At 53.5% G+C, this 24,578-nt stretch carries 19 protein-coding genes; 13 read left to right on the forward strand and 6 right to left on the reverse strand.

From position 1 onward, the window contains the following. Positions 1-101: 101 nt before the first annotated feature. Together fumC and KNP67_RS03435 are read left to right on the forward strand one after the other, a co-directional pair. Positions 102-1,502: a class II fumarate hydratase gene (gene fumC / locus KNP67_RS03430; protein ID WP_214755895.1), complete on the forward strand. Its 1,401-nt coding sequence runs from the start codon at positions 102-104 to the stop codon at positions 1,500-1,502. Positions 1,503-1,671: 169 nt separating this feature from the next. After that, a complete protein-coding gene (locus KNP67_RS03435) occupies positions 1,672-3,159 on the forward strand; it encodes a GGDEF domain-containing protein (RefSeq protein ID WP_214755896.1) in 1,488 nt (495 codons plus the stop codon). Between the two features lie 14 nt (positions 3,160-3,173). On the opposite strand, the gene KNP67_RS03440 is transcribed toward KNP67_RS03435, so the two are convergent. After that, a complete protein-coding gene (locus tag KNP67_RS03440) occupies positions 3,174-3,653 on the reverse strand; it encodes a dihydrofolate reductase (protein ID WP_029595585.1) in 480 nt (159 codons plus the stop codon). Continuing rightward, positions 3,650-4,444: a thymidylate synthase gene (locus KNP67_RS03445; protein WP_214755897.1), complete on the reverse strand. Its 795-nt coding sequence runs from the start codon at positions 4,442-4,444 to the stop codon at positions 3,650-3,652. Before KNP67_RS03445 ends, KNP67_RS03440 begins: the two co-directional genes overlap by 4 nt. A 238-nt stretch (positions 4,445-4,682) precedes the next feature. On the opposite strand from KNP67_RS03445, the gene KNP67_RS03450 reads away from it, so the two are divergent. The 4 genes from KNP67_RS03450 (at position 4,683) to KNP67_RS03465 (ending at position 8,182) form a co-directional block, all read left to right on the forward strand. Then, positions 4,683-5,603 (forward strand): NAD(P)-dependent alcohol dehydrogenase, encoded by a 921-nt coding sequence (locus KNP67_RS03450; RefSeq protein WP_214755898.1) that lies wholly within the window; start codon positions 4,683-4,685, stop codon positions 5,601-5,603. Between the two features lie 99 nt (positions 5,604-5,702). Beyond that, entirely contained in the window at positions 5,703-6,227 is a 525-nt protein-coding gene (locus KNP67_RS03455; protein WP_214755899.1) for a type 1 glutamine amidotransferase domain-containing protein, read from the forward strand. A gap of 26 nt (positions 6,228-6,253) precedes the next feature. After that, entirely contained in the window at positions 6,254-6,988 is a 735-nt protein-coding gene (locus KNP67_RS03460) for a Bax inhibitor-1/YccA family protein (protein WP_031200225.1), read from the forward strand. 75 nt (positions 6,989-7,063) lie between these two features. Further along, a complete protein-coding gene (locus KNP67_RS03465) occupies positions 7,064-8,182 on the forward strand; it encodes an NAD(P)/FAD-dependent oxidoreductase (RefSeq protein WP_214755900.1) in 1,119 nt (372 codons plus the stop codon). A gap of 62 nt (positions 8,183-8,244) precedes the next feature. Here the strand turns inward: KNP67_RS03465 and KNP67_RS03470 are convergent, their stop codons facing one another. Further along, on the reverse strand, positions 8,245-8,814 hold the full coding sequence (locus tag KNP67_RS03470; RefSeq protein ID WP_214755901.1) for a TetR/AcrR family transcriptional regulator: 570 nt from the start codon (positions 8,812-8,814) through the stop codon (positions 8,245-8,247). A 122-nt stretch (positions 8,815-8,936) separates the two neighbouring features. On the opposite strand from KNP67_RS03470, the gene KNP67_RS03475 reads away from it, so the two are divergent. The 6 genes from KNP67_RS03475 to KNP67_RS03500 all read left to right on the forward strand — a co-directional run bounded on the left by KNP67_RS03475 (position 8,937) and on the right by KNP67_RS03500 (position 18,620). After that, complete coding sequence (locus KNP67_RS03475; RefSeq protein WP_214755902.1) at positions 8,937-9,809, forward strand: ABC transporter ATP-binding protein; 873 nt, start codon at positions 8,937-8,939, stop codon at positions 9,807-9,809. Continuing rightward, positions 9,810-10,607, forward strand: coding sequence for an ABC transporter permease subunit (locus tag KNP67_RS03480; protein WP_214755903.1), 798 nt, complete (start codon positions 9,810-9,812; stop codon positions 10,605-10,607). Between the two features lie 66 nt (positions 10,608-10,673). Then, positions 10,674-11,486: an aldo/keto reductase gene (locus KNP67_RS03485; RefSeq protein WP_214713686.1), complete on the forward strand. Its 813-nt coding sequence runs from the start codon at positions 10,674-10,676 to the stop codon at positions 11,484-11,486. A gap of 217 nt (positions 11,487-11,703) precedes the next feature. Next, entirely contained in the window at positions 11,704-12,453 is a 750-nt protein-coding gene (locus tag KNP67_RS03490) for a TspO/MBR family protein (RefSeq protein ID WP_058763540.1), read from the forward strand. 279 nt (positions 12,454-12,732) lie between these two features. Further along, entirely contained in the window at positions 12,733-17,172 is a 4,440-nt protein-coding gene (gene gltB / locus KNP67_RS03495; RefSeq protein ID WP_214755904.1) for a glutamate synthase large subunit, read from the forward strand. Next, positions 17,169-18,620 carry a glutamate synthase subunit beta gene (locus KNP67_RS03500; RefSeq protein ID WP_214755905.1) on the forward strand — a complete coding sequence of 484 codons (1,452 nt, stop codon included), beginning with the start codon at positions 17,169-17,171 and terminating at the stop codon, positions 18,618-18,620. The genes gltB and KNP67_RS03500 overlap by 4 nt, the downstream gene beginning before the upstream one ends. Positions 18,621-18,769: 149 nt before the next feature. On the opposite strand, the gene KNP67_RS03505 is transcribed toward KNP67_RS03500, so the two are convergent. From KNP67_RS03505 to KNP67_RS03515, 3 genes are all read right to left on the reverse strand, one after another. Then, positions 18,770-20,089: a Na+/H+ antiporter family protein gene (locus tag KNP67_RS03505; RefSeq protein ID WP_214755906.1), complete on the reverse strand. Its 1,320-nt coding sequence runs from the start codon at positions 20,087-20,089 to the stop codon at positions 18,770-18,772. Between the two features lie 145 nt (positions 20,090-20,234). Beyond that, on the reverse strand, positions 20,235-20,948 hold the full coding sequence (locus KNP67_RS03510) for a YebC/PmpR family DNA-binding transcriptional regulator (protein ID WP_214755907.1): 714 nt from the start codon (positions 20,946-20,948) through the stop codon (positions 20,235-20,237). 79 nt (positions 20,949-21,027) lie between these two features. Beyond that, a complete protein-coding gene (locus KNP67_RS03515) occupies positions 21,028-21,474 on the reverse strand; it encodes a MarR family winged helix-turn-helix transcriptional regulator (RefSeq protein ID WP_021067328.1) in 447 nt (148 codons plus the stop codon). 386 nt (positions 21,475-21,860) lie between these two features. Between KNP67_RS03515 and adhE the strand changes: the two genes are divergently transcribed. Then, positions 21,861-24,452, forward strand: coding sequence for a bifunctional acetaldehyde-CoA/alcohol dehydrogenase (gene adhE / locus KNP67_RS03520; RefSeq protein ID WP_058763544.1), 2,592 nt, complete (start codon positions 21,861-21,863; stop codon positions 24,450-24,452). Positions 24,453-24,578: the final 126 nt, after the last annotated feature.

Consider the following 24,578-nt stretch of genomic DNA (forward strand, 5'->3'; position numbering starts at 1 on the left):
GGGCGTGGGCCCGACTTTTTGTCAATTGCGGGGGAATGATTTCTTTTTTGCAAAAGTTTCGCTAAAATGAAAGCGTAGTCAAAAAAAGAGGGGGAATTTTCATGGAATATCGGATCGAACGGGACACGATGGGGGAAATCAACGTTCCGGCTTCAGCCAAATGGGGAGCCCAAACACAGCGCAGTCTAGAGAACTTTAAAATCGGGACGGAAAAAATGCCGCTAGAGGTCGTGCATGCCTTCGCGATTTTAAAGAAAGGTGCCGCACTCGCCAACGCCGAGCTCGGTGTGTTGGAGCAAGCTAAAGCCGACGTCATCGCCGAAGTCGCCGATGAGATCGTCGCTGGGCAACATGACGCCGAGTTTCCACTCGTCGTCTGGCAGACGGGTTCAGGGACACAGTCGAACATGAACGTCAACGAAGTCATCGCCCACTTGGCGAACGATAAGTTGAAGGATCGCGGCCAAACGCTTACGATTCATCCGAACGATGACGTCAACAAATCACAGAGCTCGAACGACACGTATCCGACGGCGATGCATATTGCGGCCATCCTAGCGGTCGAGGACCATGTGTTGCCGTCAATCGAGGCGCTCCACGCGACGCTCGCGAAGAAAGCCGAGGCATTCATGGACATCGTCAAGATTGGTCGGACGCACTTGCAAGACGCGACGCCGGTCACGCTCGGTCAAGAGATTAGCGGTTGGGTCCGTATGCTTGAGCTGTCGAAACAGATGATTGAGCGCACGCTCGAACCGTTGACAGAGCTCGCCCTCGGTGGGACGGCAGTCGGGACGGGCATCAACGCCCATCCACAGTTCGGCGAAGTCGTGGCTGAGAAAATCTCGCAAGAGACCGGAAAACCGTTCATCACGGCCGTCAACAAGTTCCATGCGCTCACGAGCCACGATCAGCTCGTGTTCACACATGGTGCCTTGAAAGCACTCGCCATGGACGCGATGAAGATCGCCAATGACGTCCGTTGGCTCGCTTCTGGTCCGCGTGCCGGTATCGGCGAGATTTTGATTCCGGAAAACGAACCGGGTAGCTCGATCATGCCAGGTAAAGTCAACCCGACGCAGAGCGAGGCGTTGACGATGGTCGCGGCTCAAGTGCTCGGTAATGATGCGACAATCGGATTCGGGGCGAGCCAAGGAAACTTTGAGTTGAACGTGTTTAAGCCTGTCATCATGTACAACTTCCTCCAGACGTGCCGCCTGTTGACGGACAGTCTACATTCGTTCGACGTGCATTGCGCGGTCGGCATCGAACCAGATTTGGACGTCATCGCACACAACGTGGAACGGTCGCTCATGCTCGTGACGGCACTCAACCCACATATCGGGTACGAGAACGCAGCCAAAATCGCGAAGCTCGCCCATAAAAATGGGACGTCGTTGAAGGAAGCCGCGCTTGAGACCGGACTATTGACGGAAGAGCAGTTCGATCAATGGATTCGTCCGGAAGAGATGACATCTCCTAACCTAAAAGTTGGTAAATAAGGGAAGGGCGGTCCATGACCGCTCTTTAATTATTGTCTATTAGGTCGTAAGCACTAACTTTCTGTAAAACAATAGGAAAAAAATAAGTAAATAGTTGTATTTTCGTGGATGAAGTCGCATAATCATAGTCAGAAGCGAATATCGGGAGAACGAAACTGGGGGGTCGGGAATGAAGCAGCAACTCACAGATCGTATACATAAGATTTTGGCGCAAATCACGAGCGCGAGACAGATTCAAACAACAGACATCGAGTTTTTATTGGATTGGATGAAACAAGAAGTGAAACAGCGACGGTTCATGCACTTGCTTGAAATCTTCAGTCGTGTCGAATCTGACGTGCGTGAGTTGCCGGCCGTCCTGACGCAAGCAGAAGCGATGGCGTTGATTGCCCCGGTGAAACGATATATCCATACGATCCTCGGCATCGAGCAAGAAGACGAGGACCTCGTCTTGATTTTGTCGAACAACTTTGCGACGTTCAGCCGTTATAAGCCGCGGGTGGAAAAGCTCGGGGCGCGTCCTGTCTTTTTACAGACGTTAGAAGAAGCCGTCGAATACGATTATGAAGATGTGCCGAAGGCGATCATCATGGACGTCGAACTGTGGGCACGCTTCCCGGAGCGGGCAATCCAATCGTTCGTCAGCAAGATGAAGAAGCTGTACGTCCCGCTCATTGTGATCGGAACGAATGAACATTATCGACTCGCCGCCTACTCGTATGGGTTCGATGATTATTGGGAAGAATGGATCCCGATGGAAGAGCGGCTCGTGCGGCTCGGACATCATATCGAGAAGGCACGGCTCGTCTCGAATGCGCTGCTCGTCGACGAATTGACAGGCGCCTTCAACCGTAAATACTTGAAAGCGACGTTCAGTCGCTTCATGTCCCGTCTAGAGCGGTCCGGTGAAAGCTTCACCCTCGCGCTGCTCGACATCGACCATTTCAAGCAGTTGAACGATACGTTTGGTCATGCGTATGGGGACGAGGTGCTGCATCGCGTCGCCGAGGAGGTTCGTTTGGCGATTCGCTCGAGTGACGAGTTGATTCGTTACGGCGGGGAAGAGTTCCTCATCATCTTGAACGTGTCCGAGCGCCACGTCGTCGATGCGGTGCTCGAACGGGTCCGCAGCCGAATCGAAGAGATGACGTTTACATACGAGCATCACGTGACGGTGTCCATCGGCTATACGCGCGTCTGTCAGACCGGGATGACACTCGGGGAGTGGTGCGCTTACGCCGACGAGGCGCTCTACAAGGCGAAGCGTGACGGTCGCAATCGAATCATCCGTTATTCGACGGCGGTCCGGGAAGAAAAACGGCTCGCTTACGTGACGATGAGCCCGGAGAAGTACATCATGCTCGCCGAACAGTTGCCGAAACAGCATCGACGATACGAGGTCATCTATCGTCCTTACGACCGTTACGCCTGTAACGATCATATGGAGATGTTCATTTTAGACGAATCGAGTACGACGGAGACGAGAGGGACGCTCTCGGCCGTCAAAGAGCAGCGTGGCAAGTACAGTCATGTGTTAGCGTTGTCGAAACGGACGGCACTCGAGCTCGGTACGCTATACGACGACTTGGCCGAACAGGACCATCATGATGTCATCACTGAAAAAATCGAGCAATGGCTCGAAAAATTGCCCGACTAAAAAGGGACGTCGACTCAGTCGATGTCCCTTTTGTCATATTGACGGAAAGTGAAGCTATAGGCATGCCGCTCGTCGACCGGATGGAACTGTTCGTCCGTCACGGTGAGCCCGTCCGGCAGCGGTGGATAATACGTGTCCGCCTCGAACGTGCCGTCGACCTCAGTAACATAGAACCGGTCCGTCATCGAGAGTGTTTGCTCATAAAGCGTCGCGCCGCCGATGATGTAAAGGTCTGTCGTCTCGGTGTTGAGCGACTCGAGGTCGTGCCAGACATCGACACCTTCAGCTGAAAACGATCGGTCTGACGTGACGACGATATTGCGGCGGTTCGGTAACGGACGACCGATCGATTCGAACGTTTTACGACCCATGACGACCGTTTGGCCCGTCGTGATAGCTTTGAACTGCTTCAAGTCATCGGGCAGGCGCCACAACAAGGCGTTATCTTTCCCGATTTCCCGATTGCTTCCGATGGCGACGACGTGGACGATCATACGCTGACCGCTCCTTTGATATGCGGATGCGGGTCATAGCCGACGATTTCGAAGTCCTCGAAACGGAAGTCCTCGATCGACGTCACATCTCGCAAGATTTTCAATGTCGGGAGCGGGCGTGGCTCACGTGTCAATTGAAGGTTCACTTGTTCGAGGTGGTTATGGTAAATGTGGGCGTCGCCGAGCGTATGGACAAAGTCGCCGACCTCAAGGCCGGTCACATGGGCGACCATGTGCGTGAGCAAAGCGTATGACGCGATGTTGAATGGTACGCCGAGGAACGTGTCAGCGCTACGTTGATAGAGCTGGCATGATAGTTTGCCGTCCGCGACGTAAAATTGAAACAACAGATGGCACGGCGGGAGCGCCATGTCCTCGAGTTGCCCTGGATTCCATGCCGAGACGACGAGGCGGCGCGAATCAGGGTTCGTCTTAATCTGCTCGATCACTTGCGCGAGCTGGTCGACACTCGTGCCGTCTGGTTTCGGGAACGAGCGCCACTGCGCCCCGTAGACAGGGCCGAGATTGCCGTCCTCGTCTGCCCACTCGTTCCAAATGCGGACACCGTTATCTTGAAGATACTTGACGTTCGTATTGCCGGTGATGAACCAGAGCAGTTCATGGATGATTGAGCGGGTATGTAGTTTTTTCGTCGTGACCAGGGGGAATCCGTCCTGAAGATTGAACCGCATCTGGTAGCCGAACACGCTCGTCGTCCCGGTCCCGGTCCGGTCCTCTTTAACGACACCGTGCTCAAGGATATGGGTGCATAAATCATGGTATTGTTTCATAGTAGAAATACCTCCTTCGTTCATTCTTCTTTACCCTATCAAAAAATAGTAAGATTTCATATAAAATATCAGTAAATGACACAATATATAGTAGAACTACGTCACAGATAAGTGTATTTCAATTTTTTATACGCTGATGTTTCACAATTTGAAGATGTGACAATAGTAGATTAAACCGTGCAAAAATCCTTTGTCGTGACAGCTCATTGTTTTGTTCAGTCTTGTGAGGAGGAACATGATGAAAGCAGTGATTTGTACCGCATATGGACCACCGGACGTGTTGCAGCTTCAAGAAGTCGAAAAACCGGTGCCAAAATCGGATGAGTTATTGATTCAAGTCCACACCACAGCCGTCCATTCAGGTGACCGGCGGTTGCGGTCACTCGATGTACCGGCTCTAGGCAAGCTGCCGATGCGAATCGTCGGCTGTTTCAAGGCACCCCGCCAACCGATTCTCGGTGTCGTCTTGGCAGGCGAGGTCGTCGAGACGGGTAGTCGTGTCGAGCAGTTCAAGGTCGGCGACCGCGTCTATGCACTGACCGGGATGCGGTTCGGCGGCTACGCTGAATATGCGTGTGTCAAAGCGAGTAAATGTGTCGAACGCATGCCGAACAACGCTAGTTTTGTCGAAGCAGCCAGCTTGCCGTTCGGCGGGACGACGACTCTTCATTTTTTGCGTAAAGTGAACATCGAACAAGCGAAGACCGTATTAATTTACGGGGCTTCCGGGGCAGTCGGTTCGATGGCCGTTCAAATCGCGAAATATTACGGGGCTCACGTAACGGCAGTCTGTCGAGAGCGAAACTTCGAACTTGTCAGAAGTCTCGGCGCGGACGTGGTGGTTGACTACACCATAGACGGCTACGATGAGAAACTGACCACATACGACGCTGTGTTCGATGCGGCTGGGAACATCGATAAGCGGATGGCCCGGAAACATGTCGCCGCACACGGGAAATTCAGTTCTGTCGCTGGGCAAGGACCTGCCAGTGAACGGAAAGAGGATTTGGCTTTCTTAAACGAGCTGTTTGAAGCCGGCCGGTTAAAAGCTGTCATCGATTCGGTTTATCCGCTCGAGGACATCGTCGCGGCGCACCGTTACGTTGATGCCGGAGGAAAGGCTGGAAATGTGATCGTGACCGTGACACAAACAAATTGATTCAATCGAGAGCGAGACGCGCACTTGGTGGACAGTCCCTGTTTTCGCCACGTGGCTTATGGGGTATACTTGTGAAAGACAAATAAAGGGAGGGATTCGATGCAATTAGAAGGTAAGTATGTCCTGCAAATCGTCAGCGACGACTTTGAAGATTTAGAATTATGGTATCCGGTCCATCGGTTGCGCGAGGAAGGCGCAAACGTCATCCTGGCCGGCGAGAAGGCGGATCACGCCTATATCGGCAAGTACGGCGTCCCGGCAAAATCGGACATCGCGTTCGATGATGTCGACATCTCATCATACGACGCTATCCTCGTCCCAGGTGGCTGGTCCCCAGACTTGTTGCGCCGATTTGATTCGGTGAAAGGGTTCGTCCGTTATATGCATGACGAGAAGCGGCCGATCGGTCAAATCTGTCACGCGGGCTGGGTGTTGATTTCAGCCAAAATTCTCGATGGTGTCAACGTCACGAGCACACCGGGCATTAAAGATGATATGGAAAACGCCGGTGCGATTTGGCATGATGAGCCGGTCGTCGTTGATGGCCATATCGTCTCGAGCCGCCGTCCACCTGACCTGCCTGACTATATGCGGGAATTCATCAAAGTCATGGCCAAACACTGAAAATAGAATAAAGGGGTTAACGACAGTTGAGACTTAAATCGAATCCAGTTCTCCGTAAATCGATGGAGACAACAGCTTATAGCACCACGCCGATGACGAAAGCCGGCACGTGGTCGAAAGTGTTCACACTACTCTTGCTCGTCACGGCAGCCGCCGGGACGACGTGGATGCTCGTACCGACAATCGGAGAAGCATTGCTGTTCCCGCTCATGATTGGTTCGCTCATTCTCGGCTTAATTTTGGCGCTCGTCATCACGTTCAAACCGAGAACAGCACCCGTTGTCGCACCATTGTATGGCATCGTTGAAGGTGTGTTCGTCGGATTGATTTCCTATTTCTTTGAAGCGATGCTCCCGGGCATCGTCGGCCGTGCCGTCTTGACGACGTTCATCGTCGCGTTCGCGATGTGGTTCGTCTACTCGACGGGTCTCGTCAAAGTGACGCAAAAGTTCCGTGCCGGAGTCACAGCCGCGATCTTTACGGTCATGTTGCTCTATCTCGTCCAAATCGGGATGAGTTTCTTCGGTTCAGGACTCCCGTTCATGACGGGCTCGTCACCGCTCGCCATCGGCGTGCAATTTGTGATCGTCATCATCGCCTCACTCGCGCTCGTCCTCGATTTCGACTATATTGCTCGTCAAGTCGAGAGCCGGGCTCCGAAAGAGCTCGAATGGGTCGCAGCGTTCGGTTTGATTGTGACGCTCATCTGGCTCTATATTGAAATTCTTGATTTACTGTATCGCCTCGCCATGCGCGACTGATCATCGGCCTTCGGGCCGGTGATTTTTTATGAAAGGATGTGAAGCCGACATCGAACCGATGAAGGCGCAGCTGTTATGAAAAAAGTGATTGTAATTGGATCAGGAATCGTCGGCATCTCGACCGCTTACCATTTAGCCGGGAAAGCCGACGTCACCGTCATCGACCGGAAAGAGAAAGGCCGTGCCACCGACGCCGCGGCAGGCATCGTCTGCCCATGGATTGCCCAGCGTCGCAATAAGGCATGGTACGCGCTCGCCAAAGGCGGCGCTCACTACTATGCGACGGTCGTCGAGGACTTGAAACAAGAAGGCGAGACGGAGACCGGCTACAAACGTGTCGGGACGCTCGCCTTGCATGAAGACAAGAAATTGAACGAGATGCAAGAACGGACGGCGCTACGCCGGGAAGAAGCACCAGAAATCGGGGAGTTGACCCGGATGACAGCGGAAGAAGCGAGAGCGCTATTTCCACCGCTCTCGGACGAATATGACGCCCTCCTTGTCGAAGGCGGGGCTCGTGTGGATGGAGAGAAATTGCGAGCGGCCCTCGAACGGGTCGCCGTGAAGCGTGGCGTGACCTTGGTCGACGGTTCGGCCGTCCTCGTCGAAACGGACGGCTATCATGTCGAGTGCGACGGTGTCCGCTTTGAGGCGGATGAGATTGTGCTCGCCTGTGGGGCGTGGTTGCCCGATTTGATGGAGCCGATCGGCTATACGGCCCGTGTCGCCGGGGAGAAAGCGCAAATCGTGCACGTGCAGCTGCCGGACACGGATGCGTCTGATTGGCCGGTCGTCATGCCACCACGGCGTCGTTATTTGCTCGGGTTTGAAGAAGGGCGAATCGTCATCGGTTCGACGCATGAGCGTGACAAGGCGTTCGACGCACGGCCGACGGCAATCGGAATTCATGAAGTGCTCTCGAAAGGGCTGGAATCGGCCCCTGGACTCGCTGAGGCCGAACTGATTGAGACGCGGGTCGGCTTTCGCCCGGTCACCCCGAACTCGATTCCGATTCTCGGACGCGTTCCGGGAGCGGAGCAGTTGCTCGTCGCGAACGGTCTCGGCTCGTCCGGTTTGACGGTCGGTCCGTTCATCGGGAAAGTGCTCGCCGACCTCGTTATGACCGGGGACTGCGAGCTTGACCTGTCACTCTATCCAATCGAGGAATCCGTGTTCCGAACGAACGATAAATAATAATGAAATATAAAAAGTCGCCTACCCCCTTACTATATACATAAGAAGGGGAAGGCGACTTTTTAGTTATGTTTCCGGATGATGCCGTGAAGGAAAAATCGGAAATAATCTTGCATCGAATCGGTCATCGGTGACGTCGACAGGCTCGGGTCGGATAAAATCGCCTGCTGCACGAGTTGGACGTACCGTATATACGAATCGGTCGACAGCTCCGGGTCGATGGCCCCGCTCGTCTTTCCATATTCAATCAATTGCCGGAATGCGGCGTAGCCTCGACCGGCCAACTGTTGCCACGATGGGTCCGCTTGAATCATTGTCGTGATCGTCTCGTCGAACAGCCCAGCCGTCTCAATTTTACGAGACAAAATCTCGATCAGCAATTGATCGAACGGGACATGGTCAGCGATTTGTGACTCAATCCATCCCATCTGTTCTTCCGTCATCTCGGTCAAGACGGCGATGATTACTTGTTCTTTCGATCCGAAATAATTATAAATCGATACCGGTGAGACCGACGCGGCGCGGGCAAGCTCGCTCACCGTGAAACGGGACTGTTTCACGGCCATCAGTCGAACGGCAGCGTCTAAAATCGCGCGTCGCTTCGTCTCGGTCCGTTTTGTGAATCCATCCATGGGCATCCTCGCTTCTTTTGTAGTTTTGTAACCAATATACCATTTCCATTTCAAAAAATAACGTGATATACTAGTTTTGTAATCATATAAACTATATATTTCAAAACTAAGGAGTGAGGACAGTGATTCAATTGAAAGGATTGACGAAACGGTTTGATTCATCCCACGGCATCTTCGACGTGTCGTTCACCGTCGAACCTGGTACCGTCTTCGGTTTCATCGGGCCGAACGGGGCAGGGAAATCAACGACGATTCGTCACTTGATGGGATTGCTCCACGCCGATTCCGGTATTGCCACCGTTATGGGTCACGACTGTTGGAACGAGAGCGAGACGGTGAAGGCGCTCGTCGGTTATTTACCGGGCGAAATCAATTACCCTCAGGATATGACCGGTGAGGACGTCATCCGTCTTACCCGAAAGCTTCATGCGACAAGTGCTGAGCGCGAACGGACATTGCGTGACGTGTTCGCTTTTGACACATCGCTCAAAGTGCGTAAGATGTCGAAAGGGATGAAACAAAAGCTCGCCATCGTCACGTGTTTCATGAAAGATGTGCCCGTGTATATTCTCGATGAACCGACGAGCGGACTCGATCCGCTCATGCAGGAACGGCTCGTCGATTGGGTGATCTCGGAGAAGGCTGCGGGCAAGGCAGTGTTGATGAGTTCGCACCACTTTCCCGAGATGGAGAAGACATGCGACCGGGCCGCGCTCATCCGCGACGGTCGGATGATTATCGAAGCGGAGATGACCGAGTTGAAACGGCATAGTCAGAAGACGTATCGAATCGAATTGAAGGACGAGGCGACAGCTCAGCGCTTGAGCGAAGAAATTGGTATGCGTGATGGAGTGGTCGTCACTGTCAACTTGTCGACGGTCGAGGAGTTGAACGACTTGATTCACCGGCTCGCTCGTCATGAGGTCCAATCATTGTCGAGCGGCACCGACGAGCTTGAACATCTGTTCATGCAATATTACGGGGAGGCGAACTAAATGGTTCTCATCGCGGCACTGTTTAAACAAAACCGGAGCTGGATTCTTGGCTACTCGCTCGGGACCAGCCTCTATCTCTTCTTTTTGGCGGCGGTGTTCCCGTCCATCCAAGAGACGGGGCTGATTGAAGGTAAACTGGATTCGTTGCCACCTGAACTGCTCGATGTGTTCAAAATCGATCCAAATATGGCGATGGACAACGTCATGAATTTATTGGCCGGCAATTACTATGGGCTCATCTTTTACGTGTTGGCAATCCTGTTCGCGCTCACATTCGCCTCACGGCTCATGGCCAAACCCGTCGACTCAGGCGAGGTCATGCTCTATTTGGCCGCCCCGATCTCACGAGCCGGCTATGTGACGGCCAGTCTGGTCGTACTCTTGTTGGCGTCAACCCTGCTCGTCGGACTGAATGGGCTTAGTCTGATGCTCGCCAACGTGTTGTTCGATTTACAGATTGACCTCGGCTTATTGTGGACACTTCAGTTGAACGCGGGTCTGATGCTGCTCGTGCTCGGAACGCTCGCTTATGTGCTCGCGAGCCTATTCGACGACAGCTCGCGGTCCTACATGGTCACGGGGGGGATATTCGCCCTCTTCTTAATGGCGAACGTGTTCTCGGGATTTAGTGACCAGCTCGACTGGGTGAATGCGCTGTCGATTTTCTCGTTGTTTGACGCCAACGCACAAATCCAAGGGGATTCCGCGCTTCGTTCTTTCTTCTTGTTGGCGGGGATTCTCGTCGTCGGCATGCTCCTATCTTATGGACGCTTCACGCGAAAAGATTTGACGATTTAGTTTTTCGAAATAGAATGACGGGTATGATACAATCAGCTCGAACAGATTGGAAAGGGGAATGACTGTATGCAACTCGCAACGTTACGCAACGGTATCAAAATTCCAATGATCGGCTTTGGGGTATGGCAAGTCGACAACGAGACGGAGGCGCCACAGGCCGTCGCCGAGGCACTCAAAGTCGGATATCGCCATATCGATACGGCAGCCGTCTATAAGAATGAAGAGGGTGTCGCCAAAGGGATTCAAGAATCAGGCGTCACTCGTGAAGATATCTTTTTGACGTCGAAGATTTGGAACGAAGACATTCGCCAACGCCGGACGAAAGAGGCGTTTGATGAATCACTCGCTCGACTCGAGACTGACTATTTAGATCTTTGTCTGCTCCACTGGCCAGTCGACGGGTTCGTCGAGGCATGGAAAGATTTAATTGACCTCTATGAGGCTGGTAAAATCAAGGCGATCGGCGTGTCGAACTTCAAAGAGCATCATCTCGAGACGTTGAAACAGGAAGGTCTCATGACGCCGCTCATCAACCAAATCGAGCTCCATCCGCAACTCCCGCAACCTGATCTCGTCGAATATTGCCAAGACGAGGGCATCCAAGTCGAGGCATGGAGCCCGCTCATGCAAGGGAAGTTTCTCGATATCCCGGCCTTTGCCGAGATCGCTGAGAAACATGGGAAGACACCGGCCCAAGTCGTGCTTCGCTGGCATTTAGACACGGGGAACGTCGCGCTTCCGAAATCGGTCACACCGCACCGGATTCAAGAGAACTTCGATGTGTTCGACTTCGCGCTTGATGCAGACGATTTGGCGAAAATCGATTCCGTGGCGACACATGACCGTCTCGGTCCAGACCCGGACGAGATTGACTTTTAAACAATTGATGCTTTTGTCCATGAACTCAGATGGGCAATCTCGAATGCGGTGACACTGCCGCTTCTTCGAAACGACTCCGGTTAAGGCCGGGGTCGTTTTATTGTGTAATTAGGGATTCTCCCAAGAGCTAGTCCGGATGTGTATGAGCGTTGGCACATGGGTATAGAAAACTATGCTAATAAAGGAGGTGTCAGGTCTTCTTCGGAGGATCGTACTTATGGACTTATCAAAATGGCCATTAATCAACTGGCTGGCATTTTTGGCGACGGTCGTCATCAACTACTTCGCGAGCGGTGAAAATGCTGCTGTGTCGGACCGCATCGACATTTACTTCAAACCGGCCGGCTATGCGTTCTCGATTTGGGGCGTGATTTATATCGCGCTCGCCGTCTGGCTCGTCTTGCAATTGAAGAAAGGGTCGGTCGCGAACCGGCAGGCGAATCGGATGAAAGCGGGCTTTCTCGTCTCGTGCATCTTGAACGGCCTTTGGTTGCTCACGTTCACGAACGAGTGGTTCATCGCCTCGCTCGTCGTCATGGTCGCATTTCTCGCGACACTTGCCTGGCTCTATTACATCGCCTTCCGGACGTCGACAAGTTGGCTCGATCGGTTCCCGTTCTCGATTTATATCGGTTGGGTTTCTGTCGCGACAATCGTCAACGTGTTCGTCGTCATGAATCGGGAGCGGGTCACGACCGTCCTCGGGCTCGACGAACTTGCTTGGACATCGCTCATGCTCATGGTCGGGGTCGTCCTGGCGCTCGTCTTCATGTGGTGGCATCGTGACTTCATCTATCCGCTCGTCTTCGTCTGGGCGTACATCGCCATCTTTGCACGAATCGAGGAAGCGACGCTTTATGTCGTCCTCGTCAGTGCCTTAATTTTGCTCACACTCGGTTATGTCGGCTTAATCATTTGGAAGAAGCCGCGGGCATTTTTACACCATTCCCGCAAGACGGTCGAATAAGTGAATGTAAAGAGAAGTGATAGTCTATCAGGCTATCGCTTTTTTGTGCGAATATTTAAGTTCTTTTGAACCTATATACTAATATATTTGATGGATAATTATTCTTTATAGATTATAAGTGGTTTTCATAAATAGCTTGATAAAGCTAATGAATCCGCTTTCAATTACGACTTTGACGATTTGTGTTATGCAGAATAGTATACAACCCACTTGATTTATCAGAATATTTAGAATAAAATAAAATTTACGAAACAAGATCGAGAGAGAGGGGTTGATTCGATGAAGCGAACAGGCTTGTACGATTCACGATTCGAAAAAGACGCATGTGGCATTGGGCTATATGTCAACCTAAATGGAGAGAAAAAACATGACATCGTCAGTAAATCGCTGTCGATGCTCTGTAAGCTAGAACACCGAGGCGGGCAAGGCGTCATCGATGCCGGTGACGGCGCGGGCATCATGACCGAGCTGCCGCACGAACTGTTCCTTGAGACGATGAATATGCCGACGCCAGGTCGCTATGCCGTCGGAATGGTCTTTTTCCAACCGGATGAGTCGAGACTGCAGGATAAGCAACGTCAGATGGAAGCGATTGCCGACGAATTTGATTTCGCGACCATCGCCTGGCGCGAAGTCCCGGTCAATCCAAATGCGATCGGTGAGCATGCCCGCGTGACACAGCCGACCATCTACCAATGGTTCGTCTCGTGCCCGTTCGCGGACTATGACTCAAACGAGCGGACACTCTATCAGCTCCGGCGGACGATTGAAAAGACCGAAGCGTTGAACCTGTACATGCCGAGCTTGTCGACGAAGACGATCGTCTATAAAGGGATGCTCACGCCGGAACAAATCGAGCGCTTTTATCTCGATTTACAGGCGCCCTCCTTCAAGAGCACGTTCGGCATCGTCCATTCCCGCTTCTCGACGAACACGTTCCCATCATGGGAGCGGGCGCATCCTAACCGCATGATCGTCCATAACGGGGAAATCAATACACTCCGCGGAAACATCGATGCGATGCGGGCTCGTGAAGGCGTGACCTCGACCGATTTGTTCGAGGATGTCAATCAGCTGTTCCCGGTCCTTCAAGAGACGGGAAGCGACTCGTCGATGCTCGACAACGCTTTCGAGTTCTTCACACGCACCGGACGTTCCATCGCCCATACGGCGATGATGCTCATCCCTGAGCCATTCGCGGAAGTAAAAATAGACCCGTTCAAAAAAGACTTCTATCAATATCATTCGTCGATCATGGAGCCTTGGGATGGGCCGACCGGTGTTGTCTTCACGGACGGCCGTCAAATCGGGGCCATCTTGGATCGAAACGGACTACGACCGATGCGCTATATTGAGACACTAGATGGCGAGCTCATTTTGTCGTCAGAGAGCGGCGTCATCCCGGTACAAGCCGAGAACGTGAAGTCGAAGCAACGACTCCGTCCTGGGCAGCTGTTATTAATCGACTTGGAGTCGAAACGACTCATCCCGGACGCGGAAATCAAACAGACGATCGCACGGGCCGAGCCGTACGGTAAATGGTTGAAGCAGATGACCGAGCTCAGCGATGGACCGGTCGACGAGCCGTTCGTCGCCGACCTGCATCGGAAGCAACGTGCGTTCGGATACACGAAAGAGGACATTGAACAATATCTCGTCCCGCTCATCCTCGAGAAAAAGGATCCAATCGGGTCGATGGGACATGACCAACCGGTCGCGGTGTTGTCTGAGCGGCCACGCTCTTTGTTCCATTACTTCAAACAGCACTTCGCCCAAGTCACGAACCCGCCGATCGATGCATTGCGTGAGAAAATCGTCACGGCGACATTCACATGGCTCGGGCCACAAGCGAACCCGGTCCATACCGGCCGTGGTCATGCCCGTCGCGTCTGGCTCAAGCACCCGTTCCTCGATGCGGTCGCACTCGAAAAAGTGAACGAGACGTTGCGCGTCGAACGGGTCGATACGTCATATACACACGATTTGGAGGCTTCGTTAGAGGCGTTGTTCGGGCGAGTCGAGGCGCTCATCCGCGACGGTGCCGACGTCATCGTCTTGTCGGACCGAAACATGAATGAAGATATGCTCGCGATGCCAGCGCTCCTCGTATTGAGCGCCGTCCACCAGCACTTGATTCGCGTCGATCTACGGGCATCCTGCAGTCTCGTCTCTGAGAGCGGTGAAGTTCGCGAGGTCCATCAAGCGGCCGCCTTAATCGGTTACGGCGCCGACGCCGTCTATCCGTATCTCGCCTATGCGACAATCGCCGAGGCGGTCGAAGCCGGTCAACTTTCGTACTCGTTCGATGAGGCGGTCCGCCGCTATCAGACGGCCTCAGTCGACGGCATCGTGAAAATCATGTCGAAGATGGGCATCTCGACCGTACAAAGTTACCGCGGTGCCCAAATCTTCGAGGCGGTCGGCATCGACCGCGCCTTGATTGAACGCCATTTCCGTGGGACGACGTCACAGTTGTCCGGTGTCGGTTTCACCGAACTTGAAGACGAGTCGCGCCGGCAGCACGAATCCGCCTATAAGCGCGAGAGACCACTCGAGGCCGGGACCGACTTCCAGTGGCGCGCCGATGGGGAAGAGCACGCCTTCAATCCGAAGACGATTCACCTCTTACAACGAGCCTGCCGCGAGAACGAGCGCCGGTATTATGACGCCTACGTCAAGCTCCATGAGTCATCAGGTCAATTCTTGCGCCAATTGTTCGCATTTAAACAACAGGATGCAATTCCGCTCGACGAGGTCGAGTCGGTCGCATCGATCGTCAGTCGCTTCAAGACGGGAGCGATGTCGTTCGGATCTTTGTCAAAAGAGGCCCATGAAACACTCGCCATCGCCATGAACCGAATCGGCGGCAAGAGTAACTCAGGGGAAGGCGGGGAAGACCGGAAGCGGTTCACCCCTGACGAGGACGGCAGTGAACGCGTCAGTCGCATCAAGCAAGTCGCGAGTGGACGTTTCGGCGTGACGGCCGAATACTTGTATCACGCCGATGAGATTCAAATCAAGATGGCGCAAGGGGCGAAACCGGGTGAGGGCGGACAATTGCCCGGGAACAAAGTATATCCATGGGTCGCCGAAGTGCGCGGCTCCGTCCCAGGTGTCGGTCTCATCTCGCCGCCACCACACCACGACATCTATTCGATTGAAGATTTAGCGCAACTCATCTTCGACTTGAAGCATGTCAATCCGAACGCGAAAATCAGCGTCAAACTCGTCTCGAAGTCAGGCGTCGGGACAATTGCAGCCGGTGTCGCCAAGGCAAACGCCGATACGATCGTCATCAGCGGTTATGACGGTGGAACCGGGGCGTCGCCGCGGACGTCAATCAAGCATACGGGACTCCCGTGGGAGCTCGGTCTGCTCGAGACGCACCAGACGCTCGCGTTGAACGGGCTTCGGGGCCGCGTCACGCTCGAGACTGACGGCAAACTCATGACCGGACGCGATATAGTCCTCGCCGCCATTTTCGGTGCCGAGGAATACGCATTCGCGACGGCACCGCTCGTCGTGCTCGGTTGCATCATGATGCGGGCGTGTCACCTCGATACGTGTCCTGTCGGTGTCGCGACCCAAGATCCGGCGTTGCGTGCGAAGTTCATGGGGAAACCCGAACATGTCGTCAACTTGATGACGTTTCTCGCCGAGGAAGTAAGGGAGATTTTAGCCTCGCTCGGAGCGACCTCGCTTCGTGACGTCATCGGTCGGACCGATTTATTGGAGGAGAGTGCCTGGAAACAAGCTCATCCGAAAGCGAAAACACTCGATTTGACGCCGATGTTGTCGATTCCGACGGCTTTGCCGGAGAAAGAGGAGTTGGCCCATCCGGCCTATCAGTCGTATGATCACCGCAAATTGATTCCAGCCGTCTCGCGTTCTATCAAATCGCTCCAACCGACGTTCTTCGTCGGACGTGTCCGCAATACGGACCGCGCCGTCGGAACGATGCTCGGTCATGAAGTGACGAAAGTGCATGGCAACGTCGGACTCGCCGAGGACACGATTTCACTCCGACTCAGCGGCTCGGCCGGACAAAGCCTTGGTGCCTTCTTGCCGAACGGGATCACCATCTCGGTTATCGGCGACGCCAACGACTATGTCGGGAAAGGCTTGAGCGGTGGAAAGCTTGCCGTCATCGCCGAGAAACATGCCCCGTTCGAAGAGAGTGAACAAGTCATCGCTGGGAACGTCTGTCTCTACGGGGCGACGTCCGGGATGGCGTTCTTCAACGGTCACGTCGGAGAACGGTTTGCCGTCCGTAACTCGGGTGCCGTCGCCGTGACCGAAGGGGTCGGTGACCATGGCTGTGAATATATGACCGGCGGCACGGTCGTCGTACTCGGGGATGTCGGGCGTAACTTTGGGGCCGGGATGTCGGGCGGGGTCGCCTATCTGTACGGGGACCAAGCGTACGAACAGCTCGTCAATCAAGAGCTCGTCTCGGTCGACCGTGAATTGACCGACGAGGATGCCGAACAGATTTATGCACTGCTCGAGATGCACCAGTTCCATACGGACAGTGTCAAAGCGAGAGCCGTGCTCGAGGCGTTCGAGCAAGAACGTAAACGTTTCGTCAAAATCGTGCCGCGTGACTATGCGAACGTGCTTGACGTCATGCGTCACATCGAGGCGACGCGTCCGGAATTGAGTGACGCCGACCGCGCCCTCGAACTATTCCGTGTCGTGACTGAAGGAGGGGGAGTATGAGACATAAATTTATCGATATCCCACGACAGACATTGCCGGAGCGTTCTGTCGTCGAACGGGTTCATGATTATAAAGAATACGCTTCCCGCATGGAAGACGGACCAATCGTCAAACAAGCCGAGCGCTGCATGGATTGCGGCACCCCGTTCTGTCACGTCGGGGACATGATCGGACAAGAGACGATCGGTTGTCCGATTCACAACTTGATTCCGGAGTGGAACAAGCTTGTCTCGGATCAAGATTGGTATCGGGCCTACGAGCGATTGATGGAGACGAACAACTTCCCAGAGTTCACGGGTCGTGTCTGTCCGGCGCCGTGTGAAGGCTCGTGTACGCTCGGCATCAGTGAGGACCCGGTCGCCATCAAATCGATCGAACGGACGATTATCGACCGGGCGTTCGAGGAAGGCTGGGTCAAACCTCGTCACGTCCAGAAACGGACCGGAAGCCGTGTCGCCATCATCGGTAGCGGGCCGGCCGGGCTCGCAGCGGCCGATCAGTTGAATCAGCTCGGTCATGCGGTCACGATTTATGAGAAAGCGGATGAGGCGGGCGGCCTGTTGTTCTATGGCATCCCGAACATGAAGCTCGAGAAAGATGTCGTCCGGCGTCGTGTACGTCTACTCGAGGCGGAGGGGATCCGCTTCAAGACGGGCGTCAACGTCGGGACCGATGTGACGATCGAGTCACTCCGTCACACGTACGATGCCGTCATTCTCGCGACCGGCGCTCAAAAGCAACGTACGCTCGGCATCGATGGGGATGATGCCAAAGGCGTTGAGCCGGCGATGGATTATTTGACCGAGTCGACGCGTACGCTCGGCGGGAAATCGCTCGACGCCCGATACGACGCGAACGGGAAAGACGTCATCGTCATCGGTGGCGGTGACACGGGCGCGGACTGTGTGGCGACGGCGATCCGTCAAGGCGCCAAGTCGGTGACACAGTTCGGGAAGCACCCGGAGAAAGGCATGTTCCGGGCAGCGGAACGGCCATGGCCGCTCCAGCCGGACACGTTGTCGACCGATTATGCCTATGCGGAAGCAATCGAACACTTCGACCGTGACCCGCGCACGTATTTGATTCGTTCGAACCGGGTCATCAAACAAGGGGATCAGGTCGTCGGGATTGAGACGGAACGGATGGAGAAAATCGTCAAACCGGACGGACAGGCGACATTCTTCGTCGTCGACGGTTCGATCGAGACGTATCCAGCCGATCTCGTGCTTGTCGCCATCGGATTCGAACGACCGGAACATGAACTCCGGAAGGTCGGCATCGAGGCGAACCATAACTATACGTCGAACGTCGAGGGTGTGTTTGTCGCAGGGGATGCGAGACGGGGACAAAGTTTGATCGTTTGGGCGATCCGGGAAGGCCGCGAAGTCGCGGATACCGTCGACGGATACTTGAACACTTGTCAACAACAGCTAAAAACTTCATCATAAAAAGGAGCGACGCGATGTCGCTCCTTTTTTACATGGATATTTAGGAGGAGTTAGCAATGATTATCGAAATCCTCATGTATACCGGGATTTGGTTCTTACTCGTGCTCGTCTTACTCGGCACGATTTACGCGCGGCGCAATCGGAAGTGATTACAGTACCATGGCGGCAATCAAACCGAAGATGATGAGCGGGATATTGTAGTGAAGGAACGTCGGCCACACCGTCTCACGCAAGTGGTCGTGTTGACCGTCGGCGTTCAAGCCGCTCGTCGGGCCGAGTGTCGAGTCACTCGCCGGGCTACCGGCGTCACCGAGCGCACCGGCCGTCCCGATGATGGCGATCGTCGCCTCGACCGAGAAACCGTACTGGATGCAAAGCGGGACGAAGATGGCCGCGATGATTGGAACCGTCGAGAAACTCGAACCGATGCCGAGCGTGATGACGAGTCCGACGAGGAGCATGACGAGTGCGGCGACAAATTGTGAGTCACCCATAATGCCGCTCGCACCACTGACGAGTGGTTCGATGGCACCGGTCGCGCGGATGACGGCGGCGAAACCGCTTGCTGCAATCATGACGAAGCCGATAAAGGCCATCATGCGCATGCCGCTCGTGAAGATGTCATCGGCCTCTGACCAAGGGATGAGGCGAAGTAACGTCAACAAGATGAGTCCTGTGACGGCCGAGGCGATCATCGACTCGGTTTGAAGCTGTACGACGAGCACGACGAGGATGACAACGGCCGTGAGCCAAATCTTGAGCGGGCTCAACGTCCGGACCTCATAGTCGCTTGGTCCGAGTTGAATCGTCTCATACGAACGCGGCTTCCGATAGTGGAAGAAGGCGGTGATGAGACCGACGAGCATACCGAGGGCCGGGATGGCCATGATGCTGACGATGTTGACATCACCGACGGTCATGCCGTTCGTTTCCACGTTCGGCAGCAAAATCTCATTCAAGTAAATGCCGCCGAATCCGACCGGGAGTAACATGTACGGGGTGACGAGACCGAATGTGAGAATCGTCGCCACGAGACGGCGGTCGAGCTTCAACTCGTTAAACAGCACGAGGAGCGGCGGGATGACGATCGGGATGAACGCGATGTGAATCGGTAGCGCATTCTGCGAACTGATTGCTAGTAATAAGAGGAACGATAGCAACAATGCCTTGACCCGGGTCACACTTTTGCCTGTGACGTCGCGGCCTGACATGCTGATTAACTTTTCAGCCAGGACGTCTGGGAGCCCTGTTTTTGATAGACCGACGGCAAATGCGCCGAGCAACGCGTAACTGAGGGCGATCGTCGCACCTCCGCCGAGCCCGTCACTGAAGGCGGTCAACGTCTCATTAAACCCGAGACCTCCGACCAGACCACCGACGACCGCGGCAAGGATGAGCGATAAGACGATGTGAACTCGACTGATCGCAAGAGCGAATAATACGATAACAGCTAATAAGACAGCATTCATCATTTCCAACACCTTTCATTCAAAACTCTTTCTCTTGTTATCACTTTAATATGATAAAGACTTTTGAAATTTAACATACGTGTTTCGGGTTGTCAAATCGATTGTTCAAAAAAAGCGATAACTCCGAAAAGTTATCGCTCGTTCGTCATCCTTCAACGTTATGGTATACCTGGCGCACGTCTTCGAGGTCTTCGAGGACGTCGAGTAGTTTTTCGAACTGTTCTTTCGACTCGTTGTCGAGGGCAATCTCGTTTTGTGGCAGCATCGTCAACTCGGCGACCTCAAACGTCTCGATGCCTGCTGCTTTGAAGGCAGTCTGGACGGCATGGAACGCTTCTGGTTCCGCATAGACGATCACCGTCTCATCTTCTTCGATGACATCACGGACGCCGAGGTCGTGCTCCATCATGAGTTCGAGTACGTCGTCAGCAGACATGCCGTTGACACCGATGACAGCCGTCGCGTCGAACATGTAAGCGACTGACCCGCTGACACCCATGTTGCCGCCGTTTTTACCGAAAGCGGCGCGGACTTCAGACGCCGTCCGGTTGACGTTGTTCGTGAGCGTGTCGACGATGAGCATCGAGCCGTTCGGTCCGAATCCTTCATAGCGGAGCTCATCGAAGTTCTCTTCGTCGCCGCCCTTCGCTTTGTCGATGGCGCGGTCGATGATTGCGCGCGGGACGTTGTACGTCTTCGCTCGTTCGACGACGAACTTGAGTGCTTGGTTTGATTCTGGATCTGGTTCCCCTTGACGGGCGACTACGTAGATTTCACGGCCGAACTTCGCATAGATGCGACTCGTATTGGCGTCTTTTGACGCCTTTTTCTCTTTAATGTTGTTCCATTTACGACCCATTACATGTCATCTCTCTTTCCATTGTTCGATTGATTCATCCTCGATTATATAAGAAGACGTGGATGTTGACGAGCAAAAATCATCCCTCGCTTTTATCCATCTTCTCGACGATCTCCGTCAACGTCTTCAAACTGTCGATTAGGCGGTCCGTCTCTTCCTCGTTCAGAAACGCGAGACGGTCCTCGAACAGGCGACGGAACGAATCCCGACGCTCGCGGAGGACGAGTTCGCCCTTTTCGGTCAGTTGATTCCAGATGACACGACGATCGCGTTCGTCCGGGACGCGGGTGATGTAGCCCTCATCGACGAGCTTCGTGATGAGCGGCGTCACGTTCGGCGGGGCAATCGATAACGTCTCACTGATGTGTCCGTTCGTGACCGCACCTTCATCTTCAATCAACATGAGGAGATGAAAGTGGGAAAAGTTTAAGTTTGGGATTTGCGGAAGGTCGGAACGACGTAATAACTTCCGGCGAATTAATGGGATCAGTTTCACGAACTGATCGGCTGCGTCTTGTCTCGGCATAATCATGTCACTTCCTAATTAGGTTCTTTCTTCATTATACACGACCGAGCGCAGGGTGGACGACCAATCCTCATCCCGTGACATTTTGCACAGCGCATTCGCCTCATCATGGACACAATGGATGTAAGCGTTTACATATCGCATATGCTTTATTTTCATGAAAACGCATTCGATTTTACTGAGCGTCATATGAAAAAGCAAGCCCTATCCTCATTCTCCTAAAAAATATTGTGAAAGAGTTCACATTGTTGTCACGCACAAAATGCGAGAAACATTGTATTCTATGAATGTGAAGGAAAGCACAAACTCTTCTCAAACCAACTGATTGCCCCGTGCTCTCCATCAAGTCAACAGTATAAGCTCTCATTCATGAGGAGGAAACCAACATGGCAGTTAAAGAGAAAGCAGTAGTAGAAACATCAGCAGAACAGATGGTCGATACGCTCGTCACTAGAGCCCACACGGCGCTTGAGACATTGATGACGTTCGACCAAGAGAAAATCGATGCGATCGTTCAAGCGATGGCGTTAGCCGGTCTCGAACAACACGTCGCCCTCGCGAAACATGCATATGAAGAAACAGGTCGCGGTGTGTTTGAAGATAAAATGATCAAAAACATCTTTGCGACAGAATATATTTATAACTCACTCCGTGGCGAGAAGACGGTCGGCGTCATCGAGGACGATGAGCAAAACGGCATCACGTACATCGCTGAACCAGTCGGTGTCGTCGCCGGGGTCACACCGGTCACGAACCCGACATCAACGACGATGTTCAAAGCAATCATCGCCATCAAAACACGTAACCCGATCATCTTCGGTTTCCACCCGTCGGCACAACAGTGTTCAAGTGAAGCGGCACGCATCCTTCGTGACGCAGCCATCGAAGCGGGAGCTCCGGAACACTTGATCCAATGGGTTGAAAAACCGTCACTCGACGCGACGAAAGCGCTCATGAACCACCCAGGAGTCGCCATGGTCCTCGCAACTGGTGGAGCGGCGATGGTCAAATCAGCCTACTCGACTGGTAAACCAGCCCTTGGCGTCGGTCCTGGTAACGTTCCGGCCTACATCGACAAAACAGCAAAAGTAAAACGTGCCATCTCGGACGTCATCTTGTCGAAAACGTTCGATAACGGGATGATCTGTGCATCTGAACAAGCGATTATCGTCGACCAAGAAGTGTACGAAGAAGTGAAAGCCGAAATGACGGCGCTCGGTTGCTACTTCTGCTCACCAGAAGAGAAAGCAAAACTCGAGACACTCGTCATTAAAACAGACTCTTGTGCGGTCAACCCGGAAATCGTCGGGAAGCCTGCAGCCTGGATCGCCGAACGAGCTGGACTCACAGTCCCGGCCGATACAAAAATCTTGATCGCCGAACTCGAGACGGTCGGTGCGACAGAACTGCTCTCACATGAGAAACTCAGCCCGGTGCTCGGTGCTTATAAAGTCCAATCGCGTGAAGAAGGATTTGCCATCGCAGAGAAGATGCTCGAAATCGGTGGTCTCGGACATACGGCAGCGATCCACTCGACTGACGACGACGCCATCCTCGCATTCGGACTCCGGATGAAAGCTTGCCGCATCATCGTCAACTCGCCAACGGCACACGGTGGGATCGGTGACCTCTATAACGAAATGACACCATCACTCACACTCGGTTGTGGGTCGTACGGTAAAAACTCCGTCTCTGAGAACGTGACGGCGAAACATCTACTCAACGTGAAAAAGGTGGCGAGACGTCGCGTGAATATGCAGTGGTTTAAAGTCCCTGAAAAGATTTACTTTGAGAAAAACTCGGTCCAGTACCTTCAATCGCTCACATCGAAAAAACGGGCGATGATCGTCACGGATGAAATGATGGTCAAACTCGGATTTGCCGATAAAGTCGTCAAAAACTTGCCTGCTGGCGTCGAGTACCGCATCTTCGACCAAGTCGAGCCAGACCCGTCAGTTGAGACGGTCATGCGCGGTGCCGAAGCGATGCGTCACTTCCAACCAGATATGATTATCGCACTCGGCGGTGGATCACCAATGGATGCCGCGAAAGGCATGTGGCTCTTCTACGAACGCCCAGAAGAGAAGTTCTCGAACCTTCGCCAAAAATTCATGGATATCCGCAAGCGGACGTACAAATTCCCGACGCTCGGTAACAAGTCGATGTTTGTCGCCATCCCGACAACATCAGGTACGGGTTCTGAAGTGACACCGTTCACGGTCATCACGGATAAGAAACGCAACGTCAAATACCCGATCGCTGACTATGCGATTACACCGGACGTCGCCATCGTCGACCCTGAGTTCGTCATGACGGTCCCAGCTTCAATCACGGCGGATACAGGAATGGACGTATTGACACACGCCATCGAAGCGTACGTTTCGGTCATGGCAAACGACTATACGGATGGACTCGCGCTTCGTTCGATGAAGATGATTTTCGATTACCTCCCGAAAGCGTATGAGAACGGCAGTGACGCCGAAGCACGTCAGAAAGTCCACAACGCATCAACAATGGCTGGTATGGCTTTCGCGAACGCGTTCCTCGGTATCAACCACTCGATCGCACACAAAATCGGTGGCGAGTTCCATGTCCCACACGGACGGACGAACGCGATCCTTATGCCGCACGTCATTCGCTATAACGCGACACGCCCATCGAAACTCGCGGCGTTCCCGAAATATGAGTCATTCATCGCCGACGAGCGTTACGCTGAAATCGCGCGCTACCTCGGACTTCCAGCCAGCACGACGGAAGAAGGCGTCGAGTCGCTCATCCAAGCGATCATCGAGCTCGGTCAGCGCTTGAACATCAAACTCTCGTTCAAAGCCCAAGGCATCAAGAAAGCGGACCTCGACGCGAAAGTCGACAAGATGGCAGTCGACGCGTTCGAAGACCAATGTACGACGGCTAACCCGAAAATGCCGCTCGTTGAAGAATTGAAAGAGATCATGTACGCTGCTTACGAAGGCGTATAAGTCTTGCACCAATCAAACGGTTTCCCTCGTTCGGAGGGAGGCCGTTTTTTTGTGAAAAAGAAATATAAAATTGTCAGATCACTTAATATAATAGGATAATACAACCATTTATTGGTGAGTTTTTTT

The organism is Exiguobacterium sp. s157 (genome assembly GCF_018618205.1).
Classification (GTDB): domain Bacteria; phylum Bacillota; class Bacilli; order Exiguobacteriales; family Exiguobacteriaceae; genus Exiguobacterium; species Exiguobacterium chiriqhucha.

What these genes read in the sequence shown, in the direction of transcription:
- fumC (WP_214755895.1), top strand. Translation starts at nt 102, where the DNA reads ATGGAATATCGGATCGAACGGGACACGATGGGGGAAATCAACGTTCCG.
- KNP67_RS03435 (WP_214755896.1), top strand. Translation starts at nt 1,672, where the DNA reads ATGAAGCAGCAACTCACAGATCGTATACATAAGATTTTGGCGCAAATC.
- KNP67_RS03440 (WP_029595585.1), bottom strand. Translation starts at nt 3,653, where the DNA reads ATGATCGTCCACGTCGTCGCCATCGGAAGCAATCGGGAAATCGGGAAA.
- KNP67_RS03445 (WP_214755897.1), bottom strand. Translation starts at nt 4,444, where the DNA reads ATGAAACAATACCATGATTTATGCACCCATATCCTTGAGCACGGTGTC.
- KNP67_RS03450 (WP_214755898.1), top strand. Translation starts at nt 4,683, where the DNA reads ATGAAAGCAGTGATTTGTACCGCATATGGACCACCGGACGTGTTGCAG.
- KNP67_RS03455 (WP_214755899.1), top strand. Translation starts at nt 5,703, where the DNA reads ATGCAATTAGAAGGTAAGTATGTCCTGCAAATCGTCAGCGACGACTTT.
- KNP67_RS03465 (WP_214755900.1), top strand. Translation starts at nt 7,064, where the DNA reads ATGAAAAAAGTGATTGTAATTGGATCAGGAATCGTCGGCATCTCGACC.
- KNP67_RS03470 (WP_214755901.1), bottom strand. Translation starts at nt 8,814, where the DNA reads ATGGATGGATTCACAAAACGGACCGAGACGAAGCGACGCGCGATTTTA.
- KNP67_RS03480 (WP_214755903.1), top strand. Translation starts at nt 9,810, where the DNA reads ATGGTTCTCATCGCGGCACTGTTTAAACAAAACCGGAGCTGGATTCTT.
- KNP67_RS03485 (WP_214713686.1), top strand. Translation starts at nt 10,674, where the DNA reads ATGCAACTCGCAACGTTACGCAACGGTATCAAAATTCCAATGATCGGC.
- KNP67_RS03490 (WP_058763540.1), top strand. Translation starts at nt 11,704, where the DNA reads ATGGACTTATCAAAATGGCCATTAATCAACTGGCTGGCATTTTTGGCG.
- gltB (WP_214755904.1), top strand. Translation starts at nt 12,733, where the DNA reads ATGAAGCGAACAGGCTTGTACGATTCACGATTCGAAAAAGACGCATGT.
- KNP67_RS03500 (WP_214755905.1), top strand. Translation starts at nt 17,169, where the DNA reads ATGAGACATAAATTTATCGATATCCCACGACAGACATTGCCGGAGCGT.
- KNP67_RS03505 (WP_214755906.1), bottom strand. Translation starts at nt 20,089, where the DNA reads ATGAATGCTGTCTTATTAGCTGTTATCGTATTATTCGCTCTTGCGATC.
- KNP67_RS03510 (WP_214755907.1), bottom strand. Translation starts at nt 20,948, where the DNA reads ATGGGTCGTAAATGGAACAACATTAAAGAGAAAAAGGCGTCAAAAGAC.
- KNP67_RS03515 (WP_021067328.1), bottom strand. Translation starts at nt 21,474, where the DNA reads ATGCCGAGACAAGACGCAGCCGATCAGTTCGTGAAACTGATCCCATTA.
- adhE (WP_058763544.1), top strand. Translation starts at nt 21,861, where the DNA reads ATGGCAGTTAAAGAGAAAGCAGTAGTAGAAACATCAGCAGAACAGATG.